The organism is Kribbella sp. NPDC003557, assembly GCF_040610805.1.
Taxonomy (GTDB): domain Bacteria; phylum Actinomycetota; class Actinomycetes; order Propionibacteriales; family Kribbellaceae; genus Kribbella.
Genome location: NZ_JBEXMY010000004.1, coordinates 767,462 through 786,468, shown reverse-complemented (window position 1 = coordinate 786,468; position 19,007 = coordinate 767,462). Strand labels below are relative to the sequence as shown.

19 protein-coding genes are annotated in these 19,007 nt (G+C 69.2%); 6 read left to right on the top strand and 13 right to left on the bottom strand.

Annotated features, from left to right (window positions below; all coding sequences use genetic code 11):
- Window positions 1-3: 3 nt before the first annotated feature.
- From mimD to ABZW60_RS20070, 5 genes are all read right to left on the bottom strand, one after another.
- Window positions 4-378: a propane 2-monooxygenase effector subunit MimD gene (gene mimD / locus ABZW60_RS20090; protein WP_355478838.1), complete on the bottom strand. Its 375-nt coding sequence runs from the start codon at window positions 376-378 to the stop codon at window positions 4-6.
- Window positions 375-1,562 carry a hypothetical protein gene (locus ABZW60_RS20085; protein WP_355478836.1) on the bottom strand — a complete coding sequence of 396 codons (1,188 nt, stop codon included), beginning with the start codon at window positions 1,560-1,562 and terminating at the stop codon, window positions 375-377. Before ABZW60_RS20085 ends, mimD begins: the two co-directional genes overlap by 4 nt.
- Entirely contained in the window at window positions 1,559-2,596 is a 1,038-nt protein-coding gene (locus ABZW60_RS20080; protein ID WP_355478835.1) for a 2Fe-2S iron-sulfur cluster binding domain-containing protein, read from the bottom strand. Before ABZW60_RS20080 ends, ABZW60_RS20085 begins: the two co-directional genes overlap by 4 nt.
- 19 nt (window positions 2,597-2,615) lie before the next feature.
- On the bottom strand, window positions 2,616-4,268 hold the full coding sequence (locus ABZW60_RS20075) for a hypothetical protein (protein WP_355478834.1): 1,653 nt from the start codon (window positions 4,266-4,268) through the stop codon (window positions 2,616-2,618).
- An 85-nt stretch (window positions 4,269-4,353) separates the two neighbouring features.
- A complete protein-coding gene (locus ABZW60_RS20070; protein WP_355478832.1) occupies window positions 4,354-4,599 on the bottom strand; it encodes a hypothetical protein in 246 nt (81 codons plus the stop codon).
- Window positions 4,600-4,760: 161 nt separating this feature from the next.
- Here ABZW60_RS20070 and ABZW60_RS20065 point away from each other — a divergent pair, with 161 nt between their 5' ends.
- The 4 genes from ABZW60_RS20065 to ABZW60_RS20050 all read left to right on the top strand — a co-directional run bounded on the left by ABZW60_RS20065 (window position 4,761) and on the right by ABZW60_RS20050 (window position 8,795).
- On the top strand, window positions 4,761-6,569 hold the full coding sequence (locus ABZW60_RS20065) for a GAF domain-containing protein (protein ID WP_355478830.1): 1,809 nt from the start codon (window positions 4,761-4,763) through the stop codon (window positions 6,567-6,569).
- Between the two features lie 137 nt (window positions 6,570-6,706).
- Entirely contained in the window at window positions 6,707-6,985 is a 279-nt protein-coding gene (locus ABZW60_RS20060) for a twin-arginine translocation signal domain-containing protein (RefSeq protein WP_355478828.1), read from the top strand.
- 47 nt (window positions 6,986-7,032) lie between these two features.
- Window positions 7,033-8,403, top strand: coding sequence for a DUF4331 domain-containing protein (locus ABZW60_RS20055; RefSeq protein ID WP_355478826.1), 1,371 nt, complete (start codon window positions 7,033-7,035; stop codon window positions 8,401-8,403).
- On the top strand, window positions 8,403-8,795 hold the full coding sequence (locus ABZW60_RS20050) for a hypothetical protein (protein ID WP_355479064.1): 393 nt from the start codon (window positions 8,403-8,405) through the stop codon (window positions 8,793-8,795). The genes ABZW60_RS20055 and ABZW60_RS20050 overlap by 1 nt, the downstream gene beginning before the upstream one ends.
- A 112-nt stretch (window positions 8,796-8,907) precedes the next feature.
- Here the strand turns inward: ABZW60_RS20050 and ABZW60_RS20045 are convergent, their stop codons facing one another.
- The 7 genes from ABZW60_RS20045 to ABZW60_RS20015 are packed head-to-tail and all read right to left on the bottom strand — an operon-like array spanning window position 8,908 to window position 15,520.
- Window positions 8,908-9,738 (bottom strand): phosphoenolpyruvate hydrolase family protein, encoded by an 831-nt coding sequence (locus tag ABZW60_RS20045; protein WP_355478825.1) that lies wholly within the window; start codon window positions 9,736-9,738, stop codon window positions 8,908-8,910.
- Window positions 9,735-10,943, bottom strand: a complete 1,209-nt coding sequence (locus ABZW60_RS20040) for a Tm-1-like ATP-binding domain-containing protein (protein ID WP_355478823.1) — start codon at window positions 10,941-10,943, stop codon at window positions 9,735-9,737. The genes ABZW60_RS20045 and ABZW60_RS20040 overlap by 4 nt, the downstream gene beginning before the upstream one ends.
- Window positions 10,943-12,028 carry a Gfo/Idh/MocA family oxidoreductase gene (locus tag ABZW60_RS20035; RefSeq protein WP_355478821.1) on the bottom strand — a complete coding sequence of 362 codons (1,086 nt, stop codon included), beginning with the start codon at window positions 12,026-12,028 and terminating at the stop codon, window positions 10,943-10,945. Before ABZW60_RS20035 ends, ABZW60_RS20040 begins: the two co-directional genes overlap by 1 nt.
- Complete coding sequence (locus ABZW60_RS20030) at window positions 12,025-12,342, bottom strand: EthD family reductase (RefSeq protein ID WP_355478819.1); 318 nt, start codon at window positions 12,340-12,342, stop codon at window positions 12,025-12,027. Before ABZW60_RS20030 ends, ABZW60_RS20035 begins: the two co-directional genes overlap by 4 nt.
- 1 nt (window position 12,343) lies before the next feature.
- Complete coding sequence (locus tag ABZW60_RS20025; RefSeq protein WP_355478817.1) at window positions 12,344-13,237, bottom strand: carbohydrate ABC transporter permease; 894 nt, start codon at window positions 13,235-13,237, stop codon at window positions 12,344-12,346.
- A complete protein-coding gene (locus tag ABZW60_RS20020; RefSeq protein WP_355478815.1) occupies window positions 13,234-14,130 on the bottom strand; it encodes a sugar ABC transporter permease in 897 nt (298 codons plus the stop codon). The genes ABZW60_RS20025 and ABZW60_RS20020 overlap by 4 nt, the downstream gene beginning before the upstream one ends.
- 1 nt (window position 14,131) lies before the next feature.
- Window positions 14,132-15,520 (bottom strand): sugar ABC transporter substrate-binding protein, encoded by a 1,389-nt coding sequence (locus ABZW60_RS20015; protein ID WP_355478813.1) that lies wholly within the window; start codon window positions 15,518-15,520, stop codon window positions 14,132-14,134.
- A gap of 153 nt (window positions 15,521-15,673) precedes the next feature.
- Here ABZW60_RS20015 and ABZW60_RS20010 point away from each other — a divergent pair, with 153 nt between their 5' ends.
- Entirely contained in the window at window positions 15,674-16,888 is a 1,215-nt protein-coding gene (locus ABZW60_RS20010; protein ID WP_355478811.1) for an ROK family transcriptional regulator, read from the top strand.
- Window positions 16,889-16,894: 6 nt separating this feature from the next.
- Here ABZW60_RS20010 and ABZW60_RS20005 read toward each other — a convergent pair whose 3' ends face one another.
- Entirely contained in the window at window positions 16,895-17,389 is a 495-nt protein-coding gene (locus ABZW60_RS20005; protein ID WP_355478809.1) for a hypothetical protein, read from the bottom strand.
- 140 nt (window positions 17,390-17,529) lie between these two features.
- Here ABZW60_RS20005 and ABZW60_RS20000 point away from each other — a divergent pair, with 140 nt between their 5' ends.
- Window positions 17,530-18,957, top strand: a complete 1,428-nt coding sequence (locus ABZW60_RS20000; protein ID WP_355478807.1) for a PLP-dependent aminotransferase family protein — start codon at window positions 17,530-17,532, stop codon at window positions 18,955-18,957.
- Window positions 18,958-19,007: the final 50 nt, after the last annotated feature.

Sequence of the window (19,007 nt, the reverse complement as noted above, 5' to 3'; positions counted from 1 at the left end):
GTGTCAGCTGGATGCGGTCAGGTCGAAACCGATGTAGTCGGCGGCGTCCTCGGGGTTGGCGAACAGGATCGTCCGGTCGTCCAGGTGCACCATCCGCCCGTAGTGGGTGGACATGTTCTCCTCGAACTCGGCCTGGTCGAAGTACCCGGGCTCCTCGCCGAGCGCCTCGGACACGTCGTCGTAGACGACCTCCATCTTGCCGATCGCGTCGACCCGGATCATCGACGGCAACGGTGTCACGGTGACGTTGTCGTAGGCCTTCATCACGTCCGCGACGACGACGCCGACCTGGTTGTTCATCAGCGTGAAGCCGCACTTGTTGGACGCCGTGCTGTCGGACTTGAACGGACTCTCGACGACTGCCTTGAGCGTGGTCACTGTGCCAACTCCTTCGGTTCGGTCAGGCCCAGCGCGGTGACGATCCCGCTGAACCGGCTCTTCGCGCGGTCGAGTCCGTCCTCGAACCGCGGCGGTTTGGCGTCCGGCTGCGACCACAACGGCTGCAGCGTGCGGGCTGCGGCCAGGGCCTTCGCGGTCCAGCTCGACAGCCAGCCCGCCATGATCGTCTTGTTGTGGTCCGCGAACTCCTTGTCGTTGGTCAGCAGCTCGAACATCGCCGTGGTGTAGCGCAGGTCGCGCTCGGCGAAGTCGTACTCCGCCGCGCCGACGACCGTCGGGGTGACGAAGTCGCCGTTGCGCGGCGCCGCCTGCTGGACCAGCTGGCTGCGGAACAGCTCGCCGACGAGCGGCTCGAACACGACGTTCGCCGCGAAGATCGCCTCGCACCAGTCGTCGATCGCCGTCAGCGACTCGGCCAGCTCACGGACGCCCTGCCACGCCGGGTCGTGGTTCCACGTCTCCAGGTGCGCGCTGCCGTCGAAGCCCTCGATCTCCTCCGAGAGCGTGAGGTTGTACAGCGCGAGGTCCTGGGCGGCGCGGATCCGGTGCATGCTGTTCACCGAGATCGCGTTGTTGTGCATGTTGGTCGGAGCGCGCCGGTTCGCGTTCGCGAACAGGTACAGGCCGAGACCGTGGTCGACGTGCATCCAGGCGCCGATGTGGTGCTCGACGAAGCGGACCCAGTTCTGGTTCCACTGCTCGAAGGCCTTCGACTGGCGGGCCGCCTCGACGTTCTGGGTGACCTGCCGGACGACGTTGGAGTTGTAGCGGTAGAGGGTGAGCTCCCACTCCTCGTTCGGGTCCCGGAACTCGTGCCAGCCGGTGGCCGGCCAATCCTTCACGAACAGGCCGCCGGAGCCCGGCCCGCGCTTCGGCGCCGGCTGGTCGGAACCCCAGGCCTTCAGGACGGTCCAGTCCATCGGGTAGCCGCCGCGTCCGTCGGCGAAACCGTACAGCCAGCCCTGGCTGAGGTAGTGCCGCGGATCCGGCTGGACGTCGACCGTGACGTCCTCGTAGTGGCTCTGCTTGCGCTTCTGCGGCTTGTAGTAGTTGTAGTGCCGCAGGGTCGAGTCCGGGAACTCGCGGGCGCCGGCCTCGGCATCGGTGAAGACCGGTTTGGGAACACTGCGTTCGGTCTTGGGGGCGTCGTGTGTGGTGGTCATCGGCTTCCTGCCTCCAGCACCTTCGAGTCGCCGGCGTCGCCGGTCGTGGTGAACTTGTCGTAGTAGATGTGCTTGGTCGCGACGCCGAGGCGTTCGAGCAGCGGGATCGCCGCCTCGACCATCGGCGGTGGACCGCACACGTAGGCATCCGCTCCGGTCAGGTCGGGCTCGAGCCGCTGGACCACGTCCGTGATCAGCCCGCTCTCACCGTCCCAGTCCGCCTCCGACAGCGCCGGCACGTACCGGAACCGGGGGAGGGTCTGCTCGAGCTCCCGCAGCTCGTCCTCGAAACACAGGTCGAGCTGCGTGCGGGAGCCGTAGTAGAACGTCGTCGGCCGGTCGATGCCGCGCTCGGCCATCGAGCGCAGCAGCGCGAGGATCGGCGCCATGCCGGCCCCGCCGCCGACGAAGACCAGCCGGGCGTCCGGGTTGTCCCGGAGGGTGAACACCCCGAACGGCCCGGTCAGGTCCAGGCGGTCGCCGACCCGGAGACGCCGGTCGAGAAACTCCGAGAACAGACCGCCCGGGTACACCTTGATCACGAACTCGAGCAGGCCGCTCTCCCGGCTGGACGTGTTCGCCATCGAGAACGAGCGGCTCGCGCCGGAGTCCGGGACCGAGATGTCGACGTACTGCCCGGGGAAGAACTTCAGCTCGCCGGACACCCGCAGCACCAGGTGCCGCAGGTCGTGGGTCACCGGGTTGATCGCCACGACCTCGGCGGTGCGCTCCTGGATCGGCAGCCCGGAACGGATCATCTCCTCGTCGTAGTTGAGCAGCTCGATCGTGAGGTCCTCGAAGGCATGCGCCCGGCACAGCAGCGTGTAGCCCTCGTCCAGCTCGTACTCCGGCAGCGCGAAGGTCGAGTAGCGGTCCAGGTCGATGTCCTCGCCGTCGAGGACGAACGACTTGCAGGACGCGCACTGTCCCTCCTTGCAGCCGTGCATGAGCATCACGCCCTGCTCGGCCGCGGCGCGCAGGATCGTCTGCTCCTCGTCGACCTCGATCTCGATGCCGACCGGTTCGAACCTCACGACGTGCTTCATCTGGTCGTCAGGCTTCGGCCGGGGCGGGACGGCCGGCGGGACCACCCTTCACGTAGCGGGCGGCGAACGCGGTCCGCTCGTCGTCGCTCATCTCGTTCAGCAGTACGTTCGGGCTGGCCAGCGGCGGGCACTTGCGCAGGTGGTCCAGCGTCCACATCTTGTCCGGGTCCAGGTCGAGGTGCGGCTGCGCGACCATGGTCTTGCCGTCGTCGCGGACGAAGCCCATGTCCGACACCACGTCGGCCCAGTTCCAGCCGTGGTACAGCGTCTCCCACTCACGGTGGCCGATCAGCTGGCCCATGTTCGGCGTGTTCCGGCCCATGTAGGTCGGGCGGAACGCGGTCTCGTCGGTCCACTTGCACATCTCGTGGCAGTACGTCCGCCACTGCCCGTCGACCTTCGCCATCACCATGTCCTCACGGACCAGGCACGGCACCATGCACGTCCAGCAGCGGTGCGGGTACTCGTAGTCGACGTCCTCGAACACGATCGGCTTGTGCCCGTTCGGCCGGGACAGGCGGTTGTAGTTCTCCCACCACTTGCCGTACTTGTCGTACCAGCCCGGGTACTTGTACTCGAACCACTCGAAGTCCTTGTCCGTCATCGGGTCGATCCGCCAGTAGTTGGCGAGCCAGCCGGTGGCGAAGAACTGCGCGACCTCGTGCACGTAGCCCTTGTTCCAGATCTGGTTCCAGGCCTCCTCGATCAGGTCGTGCGGGATCTCCAGACCGTACTTCTCCAGCGGCACCAGGTAGCTGCGGTAGTAGTCGTCGTAGATCCAGCGCCGCCACATCTCGGCGTACGACTCGCGGTCCTTGCGGCGGTCCTTGGTGCCGTACTCGATGAAGGTGCCGATCGCGGCGTCGACGACGCGGTGATTGTTCCACCAGGCGTACCGCAGGTCGCGGGCGAGCAGCTGGTGGTTGTCCTCGTCGGCGAGCGCCATCAGCAAGGTGGCGTAGCCGTTGCTGATGTGCCGGGACTCGTCGGACTGTACCGAGTGGAACACGGTCGGCAACAGATAGTCGCCGTTGGCCGCGGCCTCGGCCGGCATCGCGACGAACAGCGTGTTGGTGAACGCGGTCTCCGCCACGATGGTCAGGTAGATACTGGCCGCCGTGATCGCGTCACCGGTGATGAACCCCTCGGCGAACTGCCGGCCGATCGTGCCGCAGTAGTCGCTCTGGAAGTTCCGCAGGCTGGAGTTGAAGCCTGCCGGGTCGATGTAGTTGTTCATGTACAGGCGTTTGAGGTTCTGCTGGATCGTCGAGTGCCGGACCTCGTCGATCATCTGGATCGCCTGGCCGTTGTGCAGCTCGGGGTTCGGTACGGTCCGGAACAGCAGCGGCATCGCCCGGGCGGCCGAGATCTCCGGCAGCGGAATGATGCTGAGGAAAAGTTTCTGCCATTCCAGCCAGCGTTCCTGCACCTGGCGGAACATGTTTCCGCGGATCGCGCCGTCGGAGGCGCCGTACACCCGGTGGTCCTTCTCCTCCTGCATCGGGAAGTACGACCGCAGAACCTGCTTCAGCGGGTCCTTCTTCTGCGCCTTGCGGAACGTGTAGTCCGTTCCGTACTGGGAGACCGGCTCGTGATACGCCGGTTCCCAGGACAACTCCTGGATCTTCTGGTGGGCCTTCGCCACACTCTGGCGACTCATGGCACTCCTCCCGCTCATGTGACCGGCTGTCATCTGCAGTACAGCCCCGTCAGCGGGGGAACGAGGTCCTAAATTGAGACACCCGTCACGGTTGGTCCAGGTAGGCTTCGCGGAGCCTCGCCAGCTCCGCCTCCTTGCGTTCGGCGGTGCGGTGGTCGCCCTGCGGATCGGGCCGGATGCCCAGGCAGCGCAGCAGTTCGGCGGCCGATTCGCCCGGGTGTCCCGTCGGACCGAGCACCGGGTGCAGACCCGCCTCGGCCAAGTGATCGAAGACCAGACGGACCACCGTCCAAGGGTTGTACGACTCCTGCCGCGAGACATCGTTGTCCATCGGAACCTCCGTGGTCGCCTGTTGGCATCACAAGCCCGTGGCGGCCCGACGGCTGTCTCATTCTGAGACGTCGCTGGTGCCCGGCTGCACTATTCTCGGAAGGGGATGACCGGGCGGGGGCCGTGTGGATCGGCTGCAGCCGCCCGGCGTCAGGAGGTCCCGTGGACGAACTCGCGCCCTCGGCGGCGGACAACCAGCGAGCGGCTACGGCCCGGCTGAACTTCCTGACCCTCGATCCCGTCAGTCCGAAGGACGTGCGGCCGCCGATCCTGGCCTCGTGGCAGCGATCGCGGCGCTGGAACCTGCCCGCCGACCGGATCAAGCTGCCGTACGTCGCGGATCCGGAGCTGGACCTGCCGCTGACCCGCAGCGCCCGGCCGGTGCTGAAGCAGTTGCACGAGAATCTCGAGGGCCAGCCGATCAGCGTCATCCTCACCGACCGGACGGGCCTGGTCCTCGAGCGGCTGACCGCGGACGCCCAATTGGCGCGGCATCTCGACAGGGTCTACCTGGCGCCGGGCTTCAGTTACGCCGAGGAGTTCGCAGGCACCAACGGCATCGGGACGGCGCTCGAGGGCGGCGGGCCGATGCACGTGTTCGGTCACGAGCACTACGCGGAGGATCTCGAGGAGCTCGCCTGTGCCGGCGTACCGATCAAGCATCCGGTCACCGGCAAGACGATCGGCGCCATCGACCTCACCTGCTGGCGCAAGGACGCCGGGGCGCTGCTGATGGCACTCGCCAAGACGACCGCGGAGAACATCCGGCGGGCGCTGCTCGACGACAGCTCCGCCCGGGAGCTGCGGCTGCTGCGGGCCTACCTGCAGAGTTCGCGCCGGCTCGGTGACATGGTGATCGCGGTCGACGACGATCTGTTGCTGATGAACGCCAAAGCCGGTCAGGCGCTCGACGCCGTCGACCAGCGGGCGGTGCTCGGTCATGCCGCCGAGATGATGAGCCACGGGGCGGCGGAGGCGATCGTGACCGAGCTGCCCACCGGCGCCCGGGTCCGGATCACCTGCCGCCCCGTCGTACCGGGTGGTCGCGGCGGCGCGGGGATCGTCCAGGTCAGTCCGCACTCCTCCGGCACGCGGACCGGCCTGCCGGCCGCCGGCCACCGCCCGCCGCCGCGTCCCGCCCTTCCCGGGTTGGTCGGCCATACCGCGCCCTGGCTCGGCAGCAGCCGCGACGTCGACAACGCCTGCCGGGCGGGCCAGTGGGTCGTGCTGACCGGCGAACGCGGGGTGGGCAAGGTCGCGCTCGCTCGTGCGGCGCACCGCCAGAACAGCCAGTCGGGCCGGTTCCACGTCATCGACGTGGCCCGCCTCGGGGACAGTTACGCCGGTGAGCTGGAGACCGAGCTGGGCGACGACGCGCTGCAGGCGCTGGTGATCCGCCACGCCGAGGCGCTCGACCAGGACCGGGCGCAGGCCACGGTCGAGGCGCTGTACGACGTCGTCGAACGCCGGCCGGCGGAGCCGCCGTGGATCGTCCTCACGCTGACGGGCGACGCTGCCGATCCGCCCGATCTCGGCGACCTGCTGACGATCTTCCCGCTGACCATCGAGGTGCCGCCGCTGCGCCACCACATCGAGGACATCCGCGAGCTCGTACCGCACTTCCTCGACCGCCTGAGCCACGGCGATCTGACCTGCGGTCCGGACACGATGCAGCAGCTGATGCGCTCGGCCTGGCCCGGCAACACCGCCGAGCTGGCCCAGATCCTCCGCCAGATCGTCGTACGCCGTCGTCGCGCCGGGGTGATCACCCCCGCCGACCTGCCGGCCCACGTGCAGGCGATCAGCCGCCGCAGCCTGAGCCAGCTGGAGGCACTCGAGCGCGACGCGATCGTCCGCAGCCTGATCGCCAACGAGGGCCACAAAGGCCGCGCCGCCAAGTCACTCGGCATGTCCCGCGCCACCATCTATCGCAAGATCCACGACTACGGCATCCAGCCCCCACCGGTCTGACCCAGCGCTTCGAGTGAGCCTGCGATCGCCCCACGTAGTCCCTGCTGTTCGGCCCCATCCGGGCCGCAGCCGGCGGCGAACACCCCTCGGGCACCCGCTGCATCGCCGGGGCCTTTCGACAGGGAAGGGGCAGAACCATGAGTGACGCAACACGCCGGGGCTTTCTGGTGTTCGCCGGGGCGGGGACCGCGGCAGCCGTCGGCGCCGTGGCCGGACCGAAGATCTTCGGTGAGCGGTCCGCGCGGACCGCGGGCGGGGACGAGTTGCGGGCGGCCGACCTGGCGACCGCCGAGTCGTTCGTCGTCCACGTGAAGGACGTGCGGAAGGGGGAGATGGCGATTCTGGTCGGGGACCGTGAAGTCGTCCTGACCGACCGTGAGCTGGCCGCGCGCCTGGCCGGCGTCACGACCGCCTGATCCGGCCATCCCTGCACACCCCGCACGCCTTCACCGGAGGAACAGTCATGTCTTCACACCGCGAAGCGCCGGAGATCTCGAAGGATCCGGTCGCGGACAACACCGATGTCTACGCGTTCGTCAGCCCGGACCAGCCGGACACCGTGACGCTGATCGCCAACTTCATCCCGTTCCAGAACCCGTACGGCGGGCCGAACTTCTACGAGTTCGGCGACGACGTGCTGTACGCGATCCACATCTCCAACCGCGGCACCGGCCGTGCCGACGTCAGCTACCAGTTCCGGTTCCACGCCAGGATCCGGAACGCCAGGACGTTCCTGTACAACACCGGGCCGATCACGTCCATCACGGACCAGACCTGGAACCGCCCGCAGTACTACTCGGTCACGCGGGTCGAGAACGGCAGCTCGCGGGTCCTCGCCCGCAACCTGCCCGCGCCGCCGGTCAACGTCGGCGTGCGCAGTACGCCGAACTACGCGAAGCTCGCCCGGCAGGCGATCCACACCATCGGCAACCACCGGAAGGTCTTCGCCGGTCAGCGCGCCGACGGGTTCTTCGCCGACCTCGGCAGCATCTTCGACCTCGGAACGCTGCGGCCCTTCCAGATGGCCCACCTGATCCCGTCGGCCGCCGCGGCCGGCGTCAACGGTCTGCAGGGCTCGAACGTGCACACGATCGCGCTGCAGGTTCCGATCACCGACCTCACCCGCGACGGCCGCAGGCCCAAGGACGTGATGGACCCGGCGGCGGTGATCGGTGTCTACGCCTCGGCGAGCCGGCAGACGTCGAAGATCCTCGACGGCGGGATCGCCACCTGGCACGGGCCGTACCAGCAGGTCTCCAGGCTCGGGAACCCGTTGTTCAACGAGGTGATCGTGCCGATGGCGGAGAAGGACCGGTGGAACAGTCGCGCGCCGCAGGACGACAAGCGCTACGCCGGGTTCGTGACCAAGCCCGAGCTGGCCGGTCTGCTGCCGGTGCTGTACCCGGGCGTGTTCCCGAACCTCGCCGCGTACCAGAAGCCGCGCGCCGACCTGGCGGCGATCCTGCTCACCGGCATCCCGAAGGGCGTCGTACCGGGGTTCCAGAACTTCACCGGACCCGTTCAGGCCGACCTGCTCCGGCTCAACGTCGCGGTGCCGCCCGCCAAGGCACCGAACCCGCTGGGCCTGGTGGCCGGGGACGCGGCCGGGTTCCCGAACGGGCGCAGGGTCTTCGACGACGTCGTGACCGTGGAACTGCGGGCCGTCGCGGGGCTGACGATTCCGCTCGTGGATCCGTCGTACCAGCCCGACGCGGCCGCGGCAGCGATCAAGGACGGCACGTCGAACACGAACGCGGACTACCGTCCGTCGTTCCCGTATCTCGGCACGCCGGCCGGCGGCTACCAGTCCGAGCCCGGAAACCCGGCCGCGTGATGACCGGCGTAGAGAACCCGCACGCGGGTCGAGGATCGTCGGTCCTGCTCGACATCGGCGGTGACATCGGTGCGCTGGTCGTGAGGATGCCGGCCGAGCTGGACGGGCAGGAGATCGAACTCCGGCCGGCCGGGCACACCACCGTCGCCGGCAGCCACCACGGGCACGGCCACGGGCACGGCGATGGGCACGGCGATGGGCACGGCCATGGTGCGCTGCCGCATGTCGCGGTCGTGCCGCGGCCGTCCCCGGCGGGGGAGGTCGTGCACTCCGCAGTCTTCTTCGAAGTCCCGCAGGGCAGGTACGAGCTGTATGTCCGCCCCGCCGGACCGGTGCGGCTGACGGCGGACGTCGTCGGGGGAGCGGTGACAGAAGCCGACTGGCCACACTAGGGCGCAGCCGAGTGGCCGCCCCCGGTCCGCGCCGATCGGATCCAGCTCACGGCCCAGTGGCCGGCCGTCCACGGGGACGGCCGGCCACTGGTGTCTGCGGGCCCGGCGCCGTCTAGTCGGCGATGGCGTGGAAGCTGCGCATGTGGTCGGTCATCGCCACCTCCGTCGGCAGCCGTTCCATGCTGCTGGCGCCCAGGAAGCCGACGATGCCGTCGACCTTGGAGAGGATGTGCCGGGCGTCCTCGGGGGTGGCGATCGGTCCGCCGTGGCAGATCACCACGGCGTCGTCGTCGACGGCGAAGATCGCATCGCGGAGCCGGGTGACGAGGTCGACCGACTCGTCCAGGCTGAGCGAGGTCCGGGCGCCGATCAGGCCGGAGGTGGTCAGACCCATGTGCGGCACGAGGATGTCGGCGCCGGCCTGCGCCATCGCGGTCGCCTCGTCCTCGCTGTGGACGTAGGCCAGTGTCACCAGGTCCCGCTCCCGCGCCGCCTCGATCATCTCCACCTCACGGTAGAAGCCGAGCCCGGTCTCCTCGAGGTTGGCGCGGATGATGCCGTCGAACAGGCAGACGGTCGGGTAGTTCTGGACGCCGGCGAACCCGGCCGCCCTGACCTGGTCGAGGAAGCGCGGGATGTCCCGGAACGGGTCCGTGCCGCAGACGCCGGCCATCACCGGGACGGAACGCGTCAACGGCAGGATCTCCGAGCCCATGTCCATCACGATCGCGTTCGCGTCGCCGTACGGCATCAGGCCCGCCATCGACGAGCGGCCGGCCATCCGGTAGCGGCCGGAGTTGTAGATGACGATGAAGTCCAGCCCGGCCTCCTCGGCGCATTTCGCGGACAGCCCGGTCCCGGCGCCGCCGCCGATGATCGGCCGGCCTGCGGCGATCTTGCCGCGGTAGCCGGCGAGCAGTTCGGCACGGGTCAGCTTGTTCATGAGGGCCCCTTGTCCAGCCATGTGGCCAGTAGGTCGACGGCGGTCGCGGAGACCACCGGATCGTTGATGTCGGTGTCGAAGTCGTGCACGGCGATGGTGGGCGACAGCCCCGCCCGGAGGCTGTCGAAGAGCGCCTGATCCGCCACCGGGTCGTGGAACGGTCCACCCGGGACGGACAGCTGGGACAGTCCGCGACGGGGGATGAGTACGGCGGTGCGCGCGGTCGCCGTGTTGAGCCGGTCCGCGATGCGGCGGCCGAGCTCGGCGCACTCGTCCGCCGTCGTGCGCATCAACGTGACGGCGGGGTTGTGCGGATAGAGCCGCCGGTTCCTGAACCGGGCCGGCACGCTCTCCGGCCCGGTGAAGTTGACCATGTCGAGGGCGCCGAGGCTGACGACCTGCGGTACGCCGGCCGCGGCCGCCGCGGTGAGCCTGTCCGGTCCTGCCGAGCAGACGCCGCCGACCAGGTCGTCGGCGAGCTCTGTGGTCGTCAGGTCCGCGACGGCCTGCACGCTGCCCTTGCGGATCAGCGCTTCCATCGAGCGGCCACCGACCCCGGTGCAGTGGAACGAGAGCGCCTCGTACCCGCGCCTGGTGAGGCCCTGCGCCACCGCGCTCGCACACGCGGTGGTGACGCCGAACATGGTGACGCCGACGACAGGCCGGTCGGACGCCTGCTCCTTCGGTGCCGACGCCATCGCGACGCAGGCCGCCGCGGCGTTCGTCAGCACCGAACGGGTGAGCCGGTTCAGCCCGTTGATGTCGACGACGGGATACATCAGCGTGAGGTCCGCCTCCCGGACGTACCTCCGTGTGTCGCCGGCGGCGATCGTGGAGACGAGCACCTTCGGCAGCCCGAACGGCAGGACCGCACAGATCTCGGCCATCACGTACGCCGCGTTCGACCCGCCGACCGCCACGACACCGTCGACGCCGACGGCCGGATCGCCGAGGACCCGGCCGGCGCCCGCCGCCATGACCCGCATGGCTTCGTTGCGGTCGGCCACCGTTCGGAGACTGTCCAGCCGACCGCCGCCGTGCCGGGCGATCGTGCCGGCGTCGTACGTCGCGGTGAGGCCGGGCTCGCCGAGCACGCCGATGTCCAGCAGGATCCAGGACGCGCCGAGCTGCTCGATGCGATCGGCGAGGAAGCGGTACTCCTCGGCCTTCGTGTCGAGAGCACCGACGAGTGCGATGACGGTCATCAGCGGGCCCCGTAGTCGGGTACTGCGATCTCGGCGCCACCCTGGAGCGCGGACCGGTGTGCGCAGATCCCCGGCGCCGTCCACGTCGCCGCCGTCCGGGCGTCGACCCGCGGCGTGCGCTGCTCGACGATGCTGGAGACCAACTCGTGGACCAGGTGCGGATGCGATCCGCCGTGCCCACCCGCGGTGAACGGGCGCAGCGGTTCCGGCAGCAATTCGGGGCTTCCGGCCGGGTGGACGTCCGCTTCGCTCACCGCCCGACCTCGGCGGCCTTCCGCAAGCGGCTGCAGGGCGAACTCCTTCATCGGCCCGCCTTCGAGCTGCGGCCACTCCAGCGCCCCCTCGTCCCCGTACACGGAGAAGCCTTCGAGGTAGCTGCGGCCGAGCTGGAAGAACGACATCGTCACGTTCGCGACCAGATCGTCGCCGGCCAGCTTGAAGAGCGCGGCCTCGGTGCCGAAGCCGTCACCCGCGAGCCCGATGTGGTCGGGCGTCAACCGGCTCGAGCCGAGACAGCGGACCGTCTCGACGCGGGTGTCCGCCAGCGCGAGCGCGGGGGACAGGGCGTGCGTGACGTAGTGCATCGGCGGGTAGCCGCGCCAGTACTCCGGGTACCCGTCGAGGTTCTGCAGGTGGTCGCCCTTGAAGTAGCTCAGCCGGCCGAGTCTCCCCGAGTCCAGCAGGTGCTTGGCGTGGAAGAACTCGCGGGAGTAGACCGCGGTCTCCATCATCATGTAGTTGCGCTGCGCATCGTCCTGCGCGGCGATCAGCGCGTCCAGGTCCTCCAAGGTCGTTGCCATCGGCACCGCTGAGGCGCAATGCCGTCCGGACTTGAGTACCTGCTGGACCTGCTCGGCGTGGAAGCGCACCGGAGTCAGCAGATGGACGGCGTCCCACCCGGGAGCCGCCAGGGCCTCGTCCAGGCTCGCGAACCGGTCCGCGATCCCGAACCGGTCGGCGACGGCCGCGGTCCGTGCGGGATCCGCGTCGACCACCGCGACCCGGCCGACGTCCGGATGGGCCTGGTAGATCGGGGTGAAGTCGGCGCCGAAGCCGAGACCGACGACGATGACGTCGATGCTCATCCGACCGGCACCTCCCGCTCCTCGCCGAACAGGAAGACCGCACCGCCGGTGGCGAAGTTCTCCAGGTCCTGGTTGGCGTCCTGCCCCGCCTGCGAGGCCAGCACCAGCTCGAGGTCGGACCGGCTCCGGGTGTAGAGCTCGGCCTGGTAGTGGTACCGCGGCGGCGTCCCGTCGGGGGCGGGCTCGAACCGGCACACCGTCCAGCGCGTGAGGCCGGTCATCTTCTGCGCGAGCGGGATGTGCGTCTCGTCGTAGTACCGGTCGAACTCCGCGGCGGAGTCCGGCGGCCCGTAGAGCACGGTCACCTTGTACATGTCAGCCTTTCAGTCCGGTCAGCGCGATACCTTCGACGAAGTACTTCTGCGCGAAGGCGAACAACAGCACGATCGGCAGCAGCACCACGGCGGCCGCGGCCATCAGGTACCCCCACTGTGCGGTGTAGGTGCCTTGGAAGGACGCCAGCCCCATCGCCAGCGTGTACTTGTCGGAGTCGTTGAGATAGATCAGGGGTCCGAGATAGTCGTTCCACACGCCGAGGAAGGTGAACACGCCGACCACGGCCAGCGCCGGCTTCGACAGCGGCAGGATGATGCGCCAGTAGACCTGGAACGGCGTCGCCCCGTCGATGTACGCCGACTCGTCGAGCTCGTAGGGGATCGACAGGAAGAACTGGCGGAGCAGGAAGATGTTGAACACGCCGGTGCCGAACCAGTGCGGCAGGATCAGCGGGACGTAGGTGTTCACCAGCCCGAGCTTCTGCCAGAACAGGAACGTCGGGATCAGCGTCACGGCGTACGGCAGCATCACGCCCGACATCAGGATGCCGAAGACCAGGTTCTTGTGCTTCCAGCGCAGCCGGGCGAACGAGAACGCCGCGAGCGAGCAGGACAGCACCGTGCCGACCAGGACGCCGGCCTCGATGATCAGCGTGTTCAGGAAGTACCGGGCGAACGGCACCTGGGTGAGCGCGCCGCTGAAGTTGTCCCAGGCAAACGGTCTCGGGATCCACTCCGGCGGCGAGACGAAGATCTGGCCGGAGTCCATCAGCGCGCTGCGCACCAGCCAGATCAGCGGCAGCAGCGTCGGCACCGCGCCGGCGATCAGCAGCGCGTAGACCAGGACCTTCTTGCCCAGGCCCCGCGGTGCGAGCGGTCGCGCCGCGGGCGGCGGTGCGGTCGCCACCTCGGGCTTGTCGAGTACGGCGGTCATCGCGTGCTCCCGGCCTCGTAGTAGACCCAGCGGCTCGAGTTCCGGAACAGCACCACGGTGATCGCCATGATCACCAGGAACAGGATCCAGGCGAGCGCGCTGGCGTATCCCATCTCGTTGTTCGTGAACGCAGTCCGGTACAGGTAGTAGATGTAGAACAGCGTGGAGTCGTTCGGGCCGCCCTCGGTCATCACCGCGGCCTGTACGAACACCTGCAGGGCCCCGATCACGCTCGTCACCAGGCTGTAGAAGATCGTCGGCGTCATCATCGGCAGCGTGATGTGACGGAACTTCCGCCACGCGCCGCCGCCGTCCACCGCGATCGCCTCGTAGAGCTGTCGTGGCACGCCCTGCAGTCCCGCCAGGAAGATCACAGCGACGTTGCCGAAACCCCAGACCGACATCAGCACCAGCGACGGGATCGCCGTACTCTCGTCGAAGATCCATTGCGACCGTGGCAGCCCGGCCTTGCCCGTCAGCGTGTTGAGCAGACCGAAGTCGGGGTTGAACAGCCAGATCCACAGCATCGAGTTCGCGACGATCGGCACGATCGCGGGCAGGTAGTAGATCACCCGGAACACCGCCTGGCCACGGACGGGCTGGTTGAGCAGCAGCGCGACCGCGAACGCGACGACCAGCAGCAGCGGCACGGCGCCGAGCGTGTAGTACAGCGTGGCCCACAGCGACTTGAAGAAGCTGTCGTCGGCGGTGAACATCCGCTGGTAGTTGGCGAAGCCAACGAACTTCGGCGTCGTGCCGATGGTCCAGTCGGTCAGGCTGATCACCGCCGAGGCGATCATCGGCAGGAAGGTGAACGCGACGAAGCCGATGATCGCGGGGAGCGCCAGCAGCACGCCCCAGCGGGCTTCCTGTTTCATCGGGGAGGAAGCCATGTCACAGCTCCTGGGTGGGCCACTTACCCTGCAGGAGCGGCTGCATCTTCGGCTTGAGTGCCTTGACGATGTCGACCGGGGCGCCCTTGTCGAGGCTGATCTGCTCGATCGCGGGGTCCAGCACCTGGAAGATGCGCTCGCCGTTCTTGACCTGCTGGCCCCAGTCGGTGACGCCGTGCTTCAGCGTCGTCTCGACCACCGCGCTCTGGAAGTTCGGCGGGTACTTGTCCTTCAGCACCCACTTGTCGATCTCGGCCTGGTCTGTGTAGTACTTCTTCTGCAGCGGCGCCCACAGCCCGTCCTTGAAGAGGTCCACGTGGGCCGGGTCGTTGTAGTACAGGTAGAGCTCGATCGCTTCTTCGGGGTGCTTCGTCTTCGCGAAGATCGCCCCGGACGCGCCACCGGTCATCGTCAGCGGTTCCTGGAACTTCGGCAGGACGCCGACACCGAACGGGACCTTGCCCTCCATCAGGTCGAGCATCTGCCAGTTGCCGTCGATGATCATCCCGACGCGCTTGGTCTGCAGCTGCACCGAGGTGGTCGGCGCGTTCTTGCCCAGCTGGGCCGGTGTCGGGGCGACCCGATGCACGTAGATCAGGTCCTGGAGCTTCTTGAGTACGTCGATCGCCGCCGCCGAGTCGAACGCGTACGTGGTGCCGTCGTCGTTCACGATGTCCGCGCCGTTGGAGCGCAGCAGACTGTAGAGCCCGCCGCCGCCGAACGGGGCGATGGTCCCGAACTGCCTGACCCGGCCGGCGTCGAAACCGTCCTCGGACGGGTGCTTGCCGTTCTGGTCGACGGTCAGCTTGTCCGCGGCCTGGACGAAGTCGTCCCAGCTCCACGCGGTCTCGGCGGTGAACGGCGCCGGGTCGACACCGGCCGCCTGGAAGGCGTCGGTGTTGTAGTAGAGGATCTGCACGCCCATCGCGAGCTGGTTCCCGGCGAGCTTGTCCTTGCCGTACCAGAAATAGCTGCTCGGTAGCCGGTCCTTGAGCTCCGGGTACTTGTCGAGGTACGGGAACAGGTTGAGGATCACGTCCTTCTGCGCCAGGTCGTACATCTGGCTGGTCCCCAGGTACCCGAGGTCGGGCGTCGTGTTGGCCGCGACCAGGCTGGAGACCTTGGTCGGGTAGTTGGCCACCGGCACGAACATCGGGTCGACCTTCGCGCCGTCGTGCTCCTCGGCGTACTGCTTCAGCATCTCGTCGATCGCCTTCTTCTCGAAGGCGGATCCCCAGTACATGAAGGTCAGCTCGCCGGACCGACTCCCGGCGCTGCCCGAGCCGCCGCAGCTGCTCAGCGTGGGTGCGAGCCCGGCGGCGAGCGCCGCCGCGCCGCCGGCTCGGAAGACTTGCCGCCTGGTCGGCCGGAACTGCTCGGCACGTGTCATCGCCTGCTCCTCGGTCCGTCGCCGCGATGCCGCGGAAGGCATCACTGGGCTTGGCCGGGAATCTAGATGCTTTAATGTCGATGGTCAACAGAAAGATGTCGATCTGCGACATAATGATGGTGACTAGGCTGGCGTGTGCGTGAGAGGAGCGCGATGAAGACCGAGGAGATCGGCGACGGTCCGCCGTCGAGCCGCGGCCGGTTCGCACCCGCCCGGATCGCCCGGGCCGGCGAGATCCTGGACCTGGTGCGGCGGGGGCAGGCGACCACGCTCGCGCACTTGTCCGAGCACCTCGGCCTGGCCCGGTCGACGGTCAACGACCGCGTCGAGGCGCTGCTCGCGAGCGGCATGCTGACCACCTCGGAGCCGTCCGGAGGCTCGCGCGGCCGGCCGGCCGTCGGGCTGGAGTTCAACCCGCGGTCCGGTACGACGCTCGCCGCCCAGCTCGGCATCTCCGGCGTCCGGATCGCGGTGACCGACCTGGCGGGCGACATCCTGACCAGCGAGATGATCGAGATCGACCTGGCCGATCCGCTCGCCGACGTGCTGCGGCAGGTCACCCGCGCGTTCGCACGCTCGCTGCGGGAGCTGGGCGAGGACGTGGCCAGCGTGCACGGCATCGGCTTCGGCCTGCCGGCGCGGGTCGAGCTCGCCGCGCACGCAGGCTCCGCGGACCGTTGGACCGAGGACACCGTGACCGCCGAGCTGCAGCAGTGGCTCGACGTCCCCGTCTTCGTCGATCACGACGTCAACCTGCTCGCATTCGGCGAGCTCTGCGCGCGGGAGAGCGATCCCGAGGCGCTGCTCAGCCTCAAGGTCGGGACCGTGATCGGCTGTGGCCTGGTCGTCAACGGCCGGGTCGTGCAGGGGGCGTCCGGGATGGCGGGGGAGATCGGCCACACCCGCGTCGGCGACTCGCAGGCGCCCTGCAGTTGCGGCAACGTCGGCTGCCTGAACGCGGTCGCCAGCGGGGCCGCGGTCGCTCGGCGGCTGCGCGAGCAGGGGGTCGACGCCCCGAACGCCCGGGCGGTCGCCGAACTCGCCCGTGCCGGGCACGTCGAGGCCGGCCGCGCTGTCCGGGCGGCGGGCCGCGACATCGGCGACGTACTGGCCGGTGCCGTCAACCTGCTCAACCCGGCCGCGATCACGCTGTGGGGCTACCTCGCCGAAGCCGGAGACCAGCTGTCGGCCGGCATCCGCGAAGGCATCGCCAGGTCCGCACTCTCCGGCCCGGCTGCCGCCGTCACCATCGAGCCGGCCACCCTGGGCGCCGACGCCGGCCTCTACGGCGCAGCCATGATGGTCATCGAGCAGGCCCTCCAGCCGGCCTCCGTGGACGCCTACCTGATCGCAACCCGGACCGGCTGAGGCGTCTCAGGACGTGCAGACCTCGCCTTGGATCCGGGTGGCGAAGTGGTCGGTCTCCCAGTGCTGGGCGAGGTAGGCGAAGCCGGTCGCGCCTTCGTAGTGGTGGGTGCCGCCGGTGAACTGCTGGGTGCCGCCCGCGTGGCCTGTGCCGGTCTGGGTGCTGACGTTGCCGATGCTGGTCTCCAGCGCGGTCAGGGTCGACCCGTCGTCGAAGGTGTAGGTGAGCGTCCCGCTGACCGGGCGCTGGTCCGGGGCTGTCGGCGGTGCTTCGCCGCGTGATCCGAGCACGAACACGGTCGTTCCGTCGAAGCCGTGCTTGCCGCGGACGGTCCCGGCCACGCAGACCGGGATACCCGGTGGGCAGCCCTCGGTGACGACCTTGTCGGAGATCGTTGCGTCGACCTGTCGGCAGCGGGGCTGCGCTGCTGCGTGCGACGTACCGGCCAGGATGCCGACCGCGGCGGTGACGGCGGCGGCAGCGGTGATGCGCGGGGATCTCATGGAGCCTCCTGTCGTGGCGGATTCCCAGCAGGCTAGGCGGGACGGTCGATCGCCGGTGGGGCCAATCGGGCGCGATCTGTGCTGGTCCGGTGTCGATCGGATAACCCCCGGGTGAGCCGCCGTCGCCTAGCATCGCGGGGGTGGTGGACCTTCACCTGAGCCTCGACGAGGGCAGCGGGCTGACGCAGCAGATCTACGACCAGCTCCGCGGCGCGATCCTGACCGGCAGACTCCCCGCCGGTACGCGACTCCCGTCGAGTCGCGAGCTGGCGCAGTCGCTCGGGGTCGCCCGCAACACCGTCACCGCGGCCTTGGACCACCTCGTCGCCGAGGGGTACCTGCAGGCGAGAGCCGGCGTCGGGACGTTCGTCAGTCCCGACGCCGACCCGGCGGCGCGGTCCGCGCAGCGGCCGCGGCCCTCTCCGCTGACGCCGGCGCGGCTGTGGCGCGGCGGATCGCTGCAGGTGCCGGTGCTGGACGGCGAGCCACCGGCGTACGACTTCCGCACCGGGCTGCCGGACGACTCACGGTTCCCGTACCCGGCCTGGCGTCGGCACGTGGACGCCGTCGTCCGCAGGAGCAGCCGGTACGCCGTGTATGCCGGCCCCGCGGGACCTGCCGTGCTGCGCGCCGCGATCGCCCGTCACCTGGGCGTCTCGCGCGGCCTGAGCGTCGGCCCGGACGACCTGCTCGTCACCGACGGCGTACAGCAGGCCTTGTCCCTGCTCGGTCAGGTGCTGGTCGAACCCGGCGATGTGGTCGCGGTCGAGGACCCCGGCTATCCACCTGCCCGCAGGGCCTTCGAGTTCGCGCGCGCCACCGTGGTGCCCGTGCCGGTGGACGAGCAGGGCATCGTCGTGGACCGGCTTCCCGCCCGTGCGACGGCGGTCTACGTCACCCCGGCGCACCAGTTCCCGCTGGGCGTCCGGATGAGCCTCGCCCGGCGTACTGCCCTGCTGGAATGGGCCCGCGCCGCCGGCGCCGCGGTGATCGAGGACGACTACGACACCGACTTCCGGTACGGCGCCCGGCCGATCGACCCGCTGCACGTACTCGACGACTCCGGCCGGGTGATCTACGTCGGGTCCTTCTCCAAGTCGCTGCTGCCGGCTCTGCGGGTCGGCTACTGCCTTGCCCCGCCGGCCGTACTCGACGCGCTGCTGCGAGCCCGGTTCGTCGCCGGCTGGCACGGGTCGAGCCTTACCCAGCTGGCGTTGGGCGGGTTCATCGACGACGGGCAGCTCGCGGCCCATCTGCGCCGGATGCGGCGCGAGTACGAGCAGCGGCGCGACCGGATCGCGATGGTGCTGGACCGGTCGTTCCATCCCTACCTGCGACCGATTCCGACGGTGGCCGGCCTGCATCTCGCGGCCAGGTGCACCGGTGCGGACCACGACACCGTGGCCGCCTGGGTCGCGGCGTGCGCGAAGGAGGGCGTCGCGATCGGGTCGGTGGGGGACTACGCCCTCGGCGAGGTGGAGCCCGGTGTGGTCCTCGGGTTCGGTGCGATCCCGCTGGGGCGGATCGACGCAGGACTCGATCGGCTGCGGGCGGTCATCCGGTCCTGACGCCGGATCCGCTGCGGGGGTTGCGTACCCGACCCTGGCGTGCATCAATT